Raw genomic sequence first — 11,989 nt, 5'->3', positions numbered from 1 at the left:
GCCGCAATTTTTGCAGGAAGCGCGGGGCAGGGGAAGGTGGCGCGGTGGCTAGCTGCCGAAGCTGACCGGCAGGATGGGTGGCAGATAGGGGGTGCCCCCTGGCACCCCATAAGGCGAAGGCGCGGCCAGCCCGTCGCGTTCCTGTTGCAGCGTGCGCAGCTGGGCGGCGCATTCGCCGCTGCTGCCGCCCATGCGCGGGCACATGAAGCGCGTGGCGGCGATGCGTTCGTCCAGCACGCGGCGCAGCAGGGCCGCATCCCCGCCCGGCTGCCCCATGCCCGCCAGGCGCGGATCGGGCTGCAGGGCCAGGGAGACCTGTTCCGGATAGCGGCCGACGGCCCCGGTCGCGGCATCGACCACCACGCCCACCACGCCGCCGACCAGGATGTTGCCGATCACCATGGGGTTGATCCCGGCCGTGACCGTGGTGCTGCCCTGGCCATAGGCGGGGTGGGCGCAGCGCAGCATCATGTCGCGCGTGGAACGCCGCACGGTGACGGAGCCTGGCGTGGGGTTCGCCACCGCCACCACCCCGCCCTCGCGTTCCAGCGTGCAGCTGGCGCCGGGCGGTTCCGTCATGACCGCGATATTGCTGGAACTGCCGCTGATGATGGTGGCGCAACCCGGCAGGGTCAGTGCCAGGAAGAACAGCGGCGCCAAGCGGCGCAGGAACAGTGGGTGGCGCAAGAGAACTCCTGTCATGCCCCGGGCCTTGGTTCGTGTTTCCATGGGCCTGATCGGCGGGGCAGATACCGATTCGTATGGAATATGATGAAATTCTATATTTGGATGTCCTTCAATCTCGAATCTGTGATTTCTGATAAGGCCGTTCCAGCATCATCCCCTTGGCCGGTCCCCCTGGCGGGCGCCGCCGCCGCCTTGGGCCTGAAGCCCGCCGGGGCCGCCATGCCAGGCGATACCACGGGGCTGGCCGCGGGCCCGGCCCCGCGCGCGGAACCCGCCGTGCTCGCGGGCCCCCAGGCCGAAACGGGCGGCGATGATGTGGAACCGGTCCAGTATCGGGACGGCCCGCCCCGCCGCCACCGCCGGCCCCGCTGCTGGATGGAGGCACGCCAAGTGCGCTTCCGCGACCGCTGGGGCCATTGGCGTGTCCGCACCGTGGAACGGCGCGTCTGCCGTTAAGGGGCCGTCCCCAGCCCCTGGGCATTCAGCAGCGCGATCAGCCCCGCCAGGGTGAACACCGACAGCGCGGTGCTGACCAGGATGAACATCGAGGTGCCGCGCACATCCGCGCGGTACCGGTCGGCCAGCATGAAGGCCCCGGTGCCCGTGGGCAGCGCCGCGCACAACACCGCCACCCCGGTGGCGAACAGGGATTGCTGGAACACCGCCCAGGCCAGCAGCCCGGTCAGCAGCGGGTGGCCGAACAGCTTCACCGCCACCAGCCCCCACGGCGGCCCCCCTGCCGCCGTGTCCCCGCCTTCCGCGCGCCGCTCCGCGAAGAACAGGCCCATGGCGACCAGCGCGCAGGGGCTGGCCGCGCCCCCCAGCATGTGCAGCGTGGCCGAGACGGGTTGCGGCAGCGCCAGCCCCGTGGCCGCCCACAGCCCGCCCGCCAGCGGCGCCAGCACCATCGGGCTGCGCAGCACCGAAACCCCCACCCGCCCGGCCAGCCGCAGCGGATGCGCGGCCCGCTGGCGCCCCACCTCCATCATGATGATGCCCAGCGCGAACAGCAGCCCCACCGTGGTGATGGCGGACAGCGAGACAAGGCCGAAGCTCTCCCGTCCGAACACCGCCTCGCACAAGGGAAAGCCCATGTAGCCAACATTGGCGTAGCAGGCGTTCAATCCATGCAGGGAGGCACCGGTCACGCGCTCCCCCGCGCGCAGGTGCCAGGCCATGACGGCGAACATCACCGCGCAGCTGGCGAGGGCATAGGCCGCCATGAAGCCGGGCTGCCACAGCCGGGCCCAGTCGGCCTCCGCGATCACCTGGAACATCAGCGCCGGCAGGCCCAGCCAGATGACGAAGCGGTTCAGCTCCGAACTGGCGGTGGAGCCGAGCCAGCGCAGCCGCCCGGCCAGAAAGCCCGCCCCCATGAGGGCGAAGATGGGAAACACGGCGAGGAAGGCCGTCAGCATGCGGTCATGTCCTTGCGCACGGGGCCGGTGTGTCCTCCATGAAACGGAACGCGGCCGATGGGAAGATGGCCACGCCGGGCGAAGGCGGGTGTGCGTGCTGGGCGGTTGCGGCCACCGCGCGGCGGCCTAGCATGGCCGCAAAACGGAGGAAGCCCATGACCGAACCGCTCGCCCCGGCGCATCTGCCCCCTGGCATCCGCTCCCGCATCATCCGCCAGGTGAATGGGCTGGACATGCATGTGCTGGAGGCCGGGGCGGCGGACAAGCCGCTGCTTCTGCTGCTGCATGGCTTTCCGGAGCTCGCCTTCTCCTGGCGGCATGTCATGCCGCGGCTGGCGGAGGCGGGGTATCACGTGGTCGCGCCGGACCAGCGTGGCTATGGCCGCACCACCGGCTGGACCGCGGCCTTCGATGGCGAGATCCAGAGCTTCGGCCCGCTGAACTATGTGCGCGACGCGCTGGCGCTGGTGGCGGCGCTGGGCCGCACACAGGTGGCGGCCGTCATCGGCCATGATTTCGGCTCGCCGGTCGCGGGGAACTGCGCGCTGTCGCGGCCGGACGTGTTCCGCGCCGCCGTGCTGATGAGCGCGCCCTATGCCGGGCCGCGCCCCTGGCCCCTCGGCGTGCCGGGGGCGCCCGAGGCCGCCACCGGCCTGGCCTCCGGCGCGATGAACGAGGCGCTCGCCCGGCTCGACCCGCCGCGCAAGCATTACCAGTGGTATTATTCGACCCGCGAAGCCAACGAGAACATGTGGCGGGCCAAGCAGGGGTTGGGGAACTTTATCCGCGCCTACTACCACCACAAAAGCGCCGACTGGGCCGCCAACAAGCCCCACCGCCTGGCGGGGTGGGAGGCGCTGGAGCTGGCGGTGATGCCCACCTACTACATCATGCCGCTGGGCCTGGGCATGGCGGAGACCGTGGCGGCCGAGATGCCCGGCGCCGCCGAGATCGCCGCCAACCGCTGGCTGCCGGAGGAGGATCTGGCCGTCTATGCCATGGAGTATGGCCGCACCGGCTTCCAGGGCGGGCTGCAGGCCTATCGCTGCACCACCAGCGGGCTGGCGGCGGCCGAGATGCGGCTGTTCGCCGGCAGGCGGATCGAGGTACCGGCCTGCTACATCGCGGGCGCCAGCGACTGGGGCGTGTACCAGAAGCCCGGGGATTTCGAGGCGATGCAGACCCGCGCCTGCGCCGATTTGCGCGGCTGCCACCTGGTGCCCGGCGCCGGGCACTGGGTGCAGCAGGAACAGCCCGGCGCCACGGTGGCGCATGTGCTGGAGTTCCTGCGCGGGCTGTAGCGACCCGCCCCCTCAATCGGCCCGGATGCCCGCCTCGCGCACCACCGCGCTCCATTTCTGGGTCTCGGCCTCGATCAGGCGTTGCAGGGCCGCGCCGTCGCCGCTCATCGGCTCGGCGCCGATGCCGGCCAGCTTCTCGCGGATGCCGCCGTCGCGGATCGCGGCCAGCACCGCGGCCTCGACCCGCCCGCGCGCGGGGCCCGGCAGGTCCTTCGGCGCCAGCATGGCGAACCAGGGGTCCACCGCATAGCCGGGCAGCCCGGCCTCGGCCACCGTCGGCAGGTCCGGATAGGCCTGGGCGCGGCGGCTGGTCGTGGCCGCCAGCACCCGCAGCCGCCCGCTGGCGATATGCGGCGCGGAGGAGGTGATGCTGTCGAACATCGTGTCCACCCGGTTGGCCAGCAAGTCCGCGATGGCGGGGCCCGAGCCGCGATAGGGGATATGCGTCATCTCCACCCGCGCCGTGGCGCAGAACAGCGCCCCCGCCAGATGGATGGAGGTGCCGTTCCCCGCCGAGGCATAGGAGATCCGCCCCGGCTCCGCCTTCGCCGCGTCGATCAGCCCGCGCACGTCCCGGATGGCCGACGCCGCGGGCACCACCAGCACATTGGGCACCACCGCCACGGGGGCGACCGCCAGCAGGTCGGCGGGGTCATAGGGCAGGCGCGGATACAGCGCCGGGTTCACCGCATGCGCCATGGAGACCATGAGCAGCGTGGCCTGGTCGGCGGAGCGCGCGGCGGCCTCCGTGCCGATGGTGCCGCCGGCGCCCGCGCGGTTTTCCACCACGCAGGGCTGGCCCAGCGCCTCGGCCAGATGCGGGGCCAGCAGGCGCGTCATCGCGTCGATGGCGCCGCCGGGCGGGAAGGGCACGATCAGGCGCAGCGGGCGCGTGGGCCAGGATTGCGCCAGGGCGGGGGTGGCGAGCAGGGCCGTGGATAACAGCCCGGGCAGGGCCAGCAGGGAGCGGCGGTTCATTCTTGTCGTTTCCTCGGTGGTGTCAGGCCGGCAGCAGGGTGCGGCTGCGATCCGTGCGGAAATGTTCGAGCTTGTCGGTGTCGAGATCCGTGCCGATGCCCGGGGCGTCCGGCAGGTGGATGGCGAAGTCCCGCACCTCGATGGCGGTGGTGGCCAGGCTGTCGCGCAGCAGCAGGGGCCCGAACAGCTCCGTGCCCCAGGCATAATCGCCCAGGGTGGAATACAGGTGCAGAGAGGCCAGCGTGCCGATCGTCCCCTCCAGCATCGTGCCGCCATACAGGCCGAGCCCCGCCGTGCGCGCGATGGCGGCCACCGCGCGGGTGCCCGCCACGCCGCCATGCTTGGCGGGTTTCAGCGCGACCGCGTGGCAGGCGGCCTCCGTCACATGGCGCAGGGCATCCTGCGGTGTCGCGATCCCCTCGTCGCCCATGATGGCCAGGCGCGGGTTGGCGCGTTGCAGCCGCGCCATGGCGGGCACGTTCCAGCCGGGCACGGGCTGCTCGGCCATGGTCACGCCCGCATCGGTCAGGGCGGGCAGCCAGCGGGCGGCGGTGGGCTCGTCCCAGGCCTGGTTCACATCCACCCGGATGGAGGCCCGCCCCGCGAAGGCGCGCGCGATGGCCGAGACATGGGCCACATCCACCTCGGGCGCTTTGGCGCCGATCTTCAGCTTGAAGTCGCGGTGGCGGCGCAGGCCCAGCATGCGCTCGCCTTCCTCGATGTCGCGCGCGGTGTCGCCGCTGGCCAGCGTCCAGGCCAGAGGCAGGGCGGTGGCAAGCGGCCCGCCCAGCAGGTCGGCCAGCCGCAGGCCCATGGCGCGCGCCACGGCATCGTGCAGGGCCATGCACAGGGCGGCCTTGGCGAAATGGTTGCCGCGCACGGCGCGCGCGATGCGGTCCTCGGCGGTGTTCAGCGCCATGGCGTCCTGGCCCAGCATCGCCTCGGCCAGATAGGTGCCGGCGATGGCGGCGATGCCTTCGGGGCTTTCCTCGCCCCAGCGCGGGCCGCCGATGGTGCTGGCCTCGCCATAGCCCTCGATGCCGCCGGCCGTGACGCGCACGATCACGACATCCATCGCATCGACGGTGGCGAAGGACAGGTGGTGCGGGCGGATGGTGGGGACGCGGGCGGGAATCGCCTCGATGCGTTCGATCGGAAGCCGCCCAGGGGGCGTGAAGCGCGGCATGGCGTATTCCTCCGGTTTGGTTGCGGGAAAGACTGGTGAAAGCCGGCTGTTCGATCAATATCCGGTAAGCGAATGGATCGTTCGAGAATTTCAAATGGATTTCCACCAGCTTCAGCTGTTTCTGCGCATCGCGGAGGCCGGGCATCTCGGCCGCGCCGCCGCCGCCTCGGGGCTGGCGCCCGCCACGCTGTCCCACCACCTGGCCGCGCTGGAGCGCAGCCTGGGCACCGTGCTGTTCGACCGCGCGGGCCGGGGGCTGCGGCTGACGGAGGCGGGGCATCTGCTGCGCGGCTTCGCCACCCGCATCCTGAACGAGGCCGCGGCCGCCCGCGCCGCTATCGCCGAGCAGGAGCGCGCCGAAAGCGGCACCCTGCGCCTGGGCGTCATCCATTCCTTCCACGCCAACCTGATGCCGGGGCTGGTGGCGGAATTCCTGGGCAGCCACCCCGGCATCCGCGTGGACGCGCGGGAGATGATCGCCCGCGACATCGAGGCCGGGCTGCTGGAAGGGGAGCTGGACCTGGGCCTGGCCTTCTCGCCGGCCGGGGAGCCGGGCCTCGGCTGCCTGCGCCTGTTCGATGAGGCGCTGGTGCTGGTCACCGCCGAGGGCGGCCGCTGGGCCGGCGCCCCGCCGGAGGAAATCCCGCTGGCCCTGCTGCCCCAGCGCTTCGCCACGCGGCGGATGATCGACGCGGCGCTGGCCGGGCGCTGGGTGCCGAAGGTGGTGGCGGAGGTGGATGCCATCGGCTCCATCCTGGCGCTGGTGCGCAGCGGCGCGGTGGGCACGGTGCTGTCCTCGCGCTCGGTGGTGGGGGGCGGGCTGGATTGCCGCGCCATCGGCGACCCGCCGCCGATCCGCAGCGCCGCGCTGCTGTGGTGCCCGCAGCGCTACCAGAGCGCGGCCGCGCGGGCGTTCTCCGCGCTGGTGCGCGCGCGGCTGTCGGACCGGGCGGGGCATTCGCTGCGGGCCATGGTGCGGCGCACGGTCAACTCCCGGTAAGTGCATGCCATGTCACTGGTCGGCCAGCGCGATCCGGGCGTAGGCTGGCCCAGGACATTCGCAGATGCGGCCCGTTGGCCGCACAGCTGGAAGGCAGGCCCATGACTAGCCCACCCATCCGCTCCGGCTCACGCCGAGAGCTCCTGGCCTCCGTCGCCGTCACTTCTCTGCTGGCCAGCGCCTCGGAAGCGGGGGCCCGCGGCTACTCCGGCTCCCTTCCCTTCAGGACCTATTCCGCCGATCCGCCGCGCCCGGTGCTGCCGGGCGCCTGGGTGTTCTTCACTCAGGACGAGGCCGTGGCGGTGGAGGCCATCGTGGACCGGCTGGTGCCGGCCGACGACCTCAGCGTGGGCGGGAAGGAGGCGGGGTGCGCCGTCTTCATCGACCGCCAGCTGGCGGGGCCCTATGGCCATTCCAGCCGGCTCTACACCCAGGGGCCGTTCCTGCCCGGCCTGCCCACCCAGGGCTATCAGGGGGAGATGAACCCGGCCCAGCGCTATCGCGCGGGGCTGGCGGCCATCGACGCGCATCTGAAGCGGGAGAAGGGCCGGGGCTTCGCCGCCCTGCCGGCCGTCGAGCAGGACGCCTTCCTGACCCGGCTGGAAAAGGGGGAGGTCACGCTGCCCCCGGGCAGCGGCGGGGCGCAGGGCTTCTTCAACCTGGTGCTGCAGAACACGATGGAGGGCTTCTTCTCCGACCCCGTCTATGGCGGCAACCGGGGCATGGCCTCCTGGCGGATGCTGGGCTTCCCGGGCACGCGCTACGACTACCGGGATTGGGTCTCCAAGCACAACCAACGCTATCCGCTGCCGCCCGTGTCCATCATGGGCGCCCCCGAATGGAGCGCGAGGTAACGCCATGACACGTATTCTTCCCCGCAAGGACGCGGTGATCGTGGGCCTGGGCTGGACCGGCTCCATCATCGCCAACGAACTGGCCGATGAGGGCCTGGACGTGCTGGCGCTGGAGCGCGGCCCGTGGCGCGACACGGCCACCGATTTCAACATCGGCTACGCCCAGGATGAGCTGCGCTATGCCATCCGCAAGGATCTGTTCCTGCAGCCCGCCCTCGAAGCCATCACCATGCGCAACAACCCGTCCCAGACGGCGCTGCCCATGCGCGACTATGGCTCCTTCCTGCCGGGCCATGGGGTGGGCGGTGCCGGCGTGCACTGGAACGGCCACACCTGGCGCTTCTGGGACAGCGAGTTCCGCATCAACAGCCACCTGACCGAGCGCTACGGCGCGGCGAAGTTCGCGGGGCTGGACCTGCAGGACTGGGGCGTGACCGCCGCCGAGATGGAGCCGTATTACGACGCCTTCGAATATCTCTGCGGCATCTCGGGCAAGGCGGGCAATATCCGCGGCCAGAAGCAGCCGGGCGGCAACCCGTTCGAGGACCCGCGCGCCCGCGAATACCCGCTGCCGCCGATGCAGATGACCTATGCGCCGACCCTGTTCGCCGAGGCCGCGCGCACGCTGAACCTGTCGCCCTTCCCCACCCCCTCGGCCAACCTGTCGGGGGCGTATGTGAATTCGCTCGGCGTCGCGATGGGGCAGTGCACCATGTGCGGCTTCTGCGAGCGGTTCGGCTGCGCCAACTACTCCAAATCCAGCGCGCAGACCTGCGTGCTGCCGGTGCTGATGCGCAAGCGCAATTTCGAGCTGCGCACGGAATGCGAGGTGCTGAAGGTCGAGCTGCACCGCTCCGGCAACATGGCGCGCGGCGTGACCTATGTGGACAGCTCCGGCGAGGAGTTCTTCCAACCCGCCGACATCGTTCTGCTCTGCGCCTATGGCCTGCAGAATGTGCGGCTGATGATGCTCTCGGGCATCGGCAAGCAATACGATCCCAACACCAATGAGGGCACGGTCGGGCGCAACTACTGCTACCAGACCAATTGCGGCACCCAGGTCTTCCTGGAGGGCAAGGAGCTGAACCCGTTCATCGCCGCGGGCTCCCTGGGGCAGACGGTGGACGATTTCAACGGCGATGCCTTCGACCATGGCAACGTGAACTTCGTGGGCGGGGCGGGCATCAACTGCATCCCGACCAATGCGCGGCCCATCGGCTACCGGCCGGTGCCGCCGGGCACGCCGCGCTGGGGCAGCGCCTGGAAGCGGGAGACGGCGCGCAACTACCGCAGCACGCTGAGCTTCGGCTGCCAGGGCAGCAGCTATCCGCAGCGCAGCAACTACCTGGACCTGGACCCGACCTATAAGGACCGGCACGGCAGGCCGCTGCTGCGCATGACCTTCGAATTCCCGGACAACGACATCCGCATGTCGCATTTCATGTCCGACCGGTCGGAGGAGATCGCGCGCGCCCTGGGCGGGCGGCAGCACACCACCAGCCGCGCCACCAAGGCCTGGAACTCCGTGCCGTATCAGAGCACCCACAACACCGGCGGCGCCATCATGGGCACCGACCCCACGCGCAGCGCGGTGAACCGGTATCTGCAAAGCTGGGACGTGAACAACGTGTTCGTCGTGGGGGCCTCGGCCTTCGCGCACAATGCGGGCAAGAACCCGACCGGCACGGTGGGGGCGCTGGCCTTCCTGGCGGCGGACGCCATCCGCAACCGTTACCTGAAGGCGGCCGGCCAGCCGTTGGTGGCGGCATGAGCGCGCTGCGCAACACGCTGGCCGCGCTGGCGCTGGTCGTCGGCACCGCCACGGCCCATGCGGAAGGCGCGGACCAGGCCGACCGCATCATGCGCGGCCAGTACCAGGCCGTGCTGGGCGACTGCATGGCCTGCCACACCCGCCCCGGCGGTGCGCCCTTCGCGGGCGGCCTGCCGCTGGAGACACCCTTCGGCGCGCTGGTGCCGCCCAACATCACGCCCGACCCCGAAACCGGCATCGGCCAATGGAGCGAGGCCGACTTCACCCGGATGATGCGCACCGGCATCGGCCATGGCGGGCGGCGGCTGTATCCGGCCATGCCCTACCCGGCCTATTCGCTGATGACCGAGCGGGATATCGCCGATCTCTGGGCCTATCTGGCGACGGTGGAGCCGGTGGCGAACCGGGTGGTGGCCAACCAGCTGCCCTTCCCGTTCAACATCCGCCTGTCGATGCTGTTCTGGAACCTGCTGAACTTCACGCCGCAGCCCTTCCGGCCCGATCCCGCGCAATCGGCCGAGTGGAACCGGGGCGCCTATCTGGTGCAGGGGCCGGCGCATTGCGGGTCCTGCCACACGCCCAAGACCATGCTGGGCGCGGATGATACCAGCCAGGCGCTGCGCGGTGCCTCGCTGCAAGGCTGGTTCGCCCCCGATATCACGGGCGACCCCCAGACCGGCATCGGCGGCTGGAGCCAGGAGGAGCTGGTCACCTATCTGCGCACGGGCGTGAACGCGCACAGCGTCGCCTCCGGCCCGATGCGGGAGGCGGTGGAGAATTCCACCTCTCGGATGAACGACGCCGATCTGCGGGCGATCGCGGTGTATCTGCGCTCCTTGCGGCCCGCGGCGTCGCCCGTGCCGCAGCCGGTGGCGGCCAGCGAGCCGCGCATGCGGGCGGGGGCGGCCGTCTATGCCGCCAATTGCGCCGCCTGCCATGGCGCGGAGGGGACGGGGGCGCGGCAGCTGTTCCCGGCGCTGGCAGGCAACCCGCTGGTGCGGCAGGCCAATGCCGAAACGCTGGTGCACCTGGTACTGGCCGGCAGCCAGGGCGCGCATACGCCCGGCGCGCCGACCACGCCCGCCATGCCTTCCCTGGCCTGGCGGCTGAATGACGCGCAGGTGGCCGATGTGCTGACCTATGTGCGCAACAGCTGGGGCAACGCGGCGGCGCCGGTGTTGCCCGAGCAGGTGGCGAAGCAGCGCGGCGGCGGCGACGGCATGCCCCTGTGGCCCTGGATCGCCGGGGCGGCGATGGTGGTCTGCCTGGTGCTGCTGGGGCTGCTGGCGGTGTGCCGGCGCAGGCGGCGCCCGCTGGCCGCCTGAAGGCGCGCGGGGAGGGCTCGACACGCGCCGTGCCTGATGGTGCGGTGCGTGCCGCTATTGAGGACCGAGCCATGGCCATGCCCCCGTCATCCTGCCCCATCATCCGCGGCGCCACGCTGGAGCCGCGGCCCTGGGTGAACGGGCTGGGGATCAGCCGCAACATCGCCCAGTTCGGGGAAGGCGCGGGCGGCTTCGGCTGGATGATCGCGATCGCCGATCTGACCGGGGATGCCGCCTTTTCCCATTATGCCGGCATCGACCGGGTGTTCACGATCATCGAGGGGCAGGGGGCGACGCTGACCATCGAGGGCAGCGGCCCGCTGCGCTGCCGCCCCTTCGTGCCCGCCAGCTTCCCGGGCGATCGGCCGACCCATTGCACGATGGATGGCCTGCCGGGCCGCGCCTTCAACCTGCTGCTGGACCGCGCCGGTTGGCGCGGCGGCGTGACGGTGCGCAGCCTGGCGGCGGGGCATGCCGTCACGCTGCGCGCGGCGGCGGTCCATTGCCTGGCGGGGGCGCTGGCGGTGGGCGTGGAGGCGTTGGGCGTGGGGGACACCGCGTTGCCGGCGGGCGTGGTCACGATGGTGGCGCGGGATGCGGCGGCTATGGCGCTGGTGGTGGAGGTGGAGGCGGTGTGACGGCCCCGGCCGACCACCCACCAAAACGGGCATCGACGATACCCTCTATGGATTGGCCCTGACGCCGCTGCCTCGTTAGGACGTCCCTCCAAGGCGCTTCGCCGCCACGGAGAGGAAACCAGAATGACCGCCATCGCAGAGGCGCCGCCGTGGCGCCCGTGGGCACGGTGGCGAACATCCTGGTGGTGCCGGCGGTCTCCCCTTATCGTTCGGTGCGGGAGATGGTGGCGGCCGCCCGCGCCAGCCCGCGCGGGCTGACCTATGGCTCGGCCGGGTTGGGCACCTCGCTGCATCTGTGCGCCGCGCTGTTCTGCGCCCGCGCGGGCATCGAGATGACGCATGTGCCCTATCGCGGCTCCGGCCCCGCCGTGACCGACCTGGTCGCGGGGCGGATCGACGCGATGTTCGACAGCGCGACCTCCGCCGCGCCGCATCTGGCCCAGGCATTCGGCGACGAGCGTGACGCCCATGTCCAGCGCGGCCAGGGCGGCGGCGGATTGCATGTCGTCCGCCTCCTGCACGATGCGCGGGGTGAAACCCGCCTGCTGGCAGTGATGCACGATCTGGTCCGCGATGCTGGGCGTGGACTGGCCGCGATAGAGGATGAAGCCCTCCGCCGAGAGATCGGGCAGCGCTCTAGATATTTGTTTTCACGATCATCTTTATCCGATCAGATGATGCCATCTGATCGGATGATGCTCTAGCAGGCTGCTGAAAAGCGGTTTCAGAAAGCGGCCGGATGGGCTGGTTGACCGGCTTTCAGCGTCGGCGTCGCCTGAGCATGCCGCATTCTGTAAGTTTTTGGCGGTGGCGGTGAGTTCGGGACGGAAT

At 71.0% G+C, this 11,989-nt stretch carries 11 protein-coding genes and 2 pseudogenes; 8 read left to right on the top strand and 5 right to left on the bottom strand.

The annotated features are described in order from the left end of the window. Nucleotides 1-48: 48 nt before the first annotated feature. The gene (locus GT007_RS17730; protein WP_160122996.1) at nucleotides 49-687 is read right to left on the bottom strand and encodes a hypothetical protein; all 639 of its coding nucleotides are present in this window, start codon (nucleotides 685-687) and stop codon (nucleotides 49-51) included. Between the two features lie 219 nt (nucleotides 688-906). On the opposite strand from GT007_RS17730, the gene GT007_RS17725 reads away from it, so the two are divergent. After that, the gene (locus tag GT007_RS17725; RefSeq protein WP_160122995.1) at nucleotides 907-1,143 is read left to right on the top strand and encodes a hypothetical protein; all 237 of its coding nucleotides are present in this window, start codon (nucleotides 907-909) and stop codon (nucleotides 1,141-1,143) included. Here the strand turns inward: GT007_RS17725 and GT007_RS17720 are convergent. Next, nucleotides 1,140-2,105 (bottom strand): AEC family transporter, encoded by a 966-nt coding sequence (locus GT007_RS17720; RefSeq protein ID WP_160122994.1) that lies wholly within the window; start codon nucleotides 2,103-2,105, stop codon nucleotides 1,140-1,142. The two genes, GT007_RS17725 and GT007_RS17720, sit on opposite strands and share 4 nt — an antisense overlap. A gap of 155 nt (nucleotides 2,106-2,260) precedes the next feature. Between GT007_RS17720 and GT007_RS17715 the strand changes: the two genes are divergently transcribed. Then, nucleotides 2,261-3,406, top strand: a complete 1,146-nt coding sequence (locus tag GT007_RS17715) for an alpha/beta hydrolase (RefSeq protein ID WP_160122993.1) — start codon at nucleotides 2,261-2,263, stop codon at nucleotides 3,404-3,406. 12 nt (nucleotides 3,407-3,418) lie between these two features. Here the strand turns inward: GT007_RS17715 and GT007_RS17710 are convergent, their stop codons facing one another. After that, entirely contained in the window at nucleotides 3,419-4,384 is a 966-nt protein-coding gene (locus GT007_RS17710; RefSeq protein WP_160122992.1) for a Bug family tripartite tricarboxylate transporter substrate binding protein, read from the bottom strand. 22 nt (nucleotides 4,385-4,406) lie between these two features. Beyond that, the gene (locus GT007_RS17705; RefSeq protein WP_160122991.1) at nucleotides 4,407-5,570 is read right to left on the bottom strand and encodes a muconate/chloromuconate family cycloisomerase; all 1,164 of its coding nucleotides are present in this window, start codon (nucleotides 5,568-5,570) and stop codon (nucleotides 4,407-4,409) included. Between the two features lie 94 nt (nucleotides 5,571-5,664). Here GT007_RS17705 and GT007_RS17700 point away from each other — a divergent pair, with 94 nt between their 5' ends. From GT007_RS17700 to GT007_RS22980, 6 genes and pseudogenes are all read left to right on the top strand, one after another. Continuing rightward, a complete protein-coding gene (locus tag GT007_RS17700; protein ID WP_160122990.1) occupies nucleotides 5,665-6,570 on the top strand; it encodes a LysR substrate-binding domain-containing protein in 906 nt (301 codons plus the stop codon). 101 nt (nucleotides 6,571-6,671) lie between these two features. Beyond that, nucleotides 6,672-7,424 (top strand): gluconate 2-dehydrogenase subunit 3 family protein, encoded by a 753-nt coding sequence (locus GT007_RS17695; RefSeq protein ID WP_160122989.1) that lies wholly within the window; start codon nucleotides 6,672-6,674, stop codon nucleotides 7,422-7,424. A 4-nt stretch (nucleotides 7,425-7,428) separates the two neighbouring features. Then, nucleotides 7,429-9,195, top strand: coding sequence for a GMC family oxidoreductase (locus tag GT007_RS17690; protein WP_160122988.1), 1,767 nt, complete (start codon nucleotides 7,429-7,431; stop codon nucleotides 9,193-9,195). Further along, entirely contained in the window at nucleotides 9,192-10,520 is a 1,329-nt protein-coding gene (locus tag GT007_RS17685) for a cytochrome c (protein WP_160122987.1), read from the top strand. Before GT007_RS17690 ends, GT007_RS17685 begins: the two co-directional genes overlap by 4 nt. A 71-nt stretch (nucleotides 10,521-10,591) precedes the next feature. Further along, nucleotides 10,592-11,158: a HutD/Ves family protein gene (locus tag GT007_RS17680; protein WP_160122986.1), complete on the top strand. Its 567-nt coding sequence runs from the start codon at nucleotides 10,592-10,594 to the stop codon at nucleotides 11,156-11,158. A 149-nt stretch (nucleotides 11,159-11,307) separates the two neighbouring features. Then, nucleotides 11,308-11,589 (top strand): annotated as a pseudogene (locus tag GT007_RS22980) (tripartite tricarboxylate transporter substrate-binding protein); the annotation flags it as partial. Nucleotides 11,590-11,607: 18 nt separating this feature from the next. Here GT007_RS22980 and GT007_RS22975 read toward each other — a convergent pair. Further along, nucleotides 11,608-11,733 (bottom strand): annotated as a pseudogene (locus GT007_RS22975) (LysR family transcriptional regulator); the annotation flags it as partial. Nucleotides 11,734-11,989: the final 256 nt, after the last annotated feature.

Source organism: Rhodovarius lipocyclicus (assembly GCF_009900765.1).
GTDB classification, from domain to species: domain Bacteria; phylum Pseudomonadota; class Alphaproteobacteria; order Acetobacterales; family Acetobacteraceae; genus Rhodovarius; species Rhodovarius lipocyclicus.
Note: the sequence above shows the minus strand (reverse complement) of the source record. Positions and strands in the feature narration are given on the sequence as shown.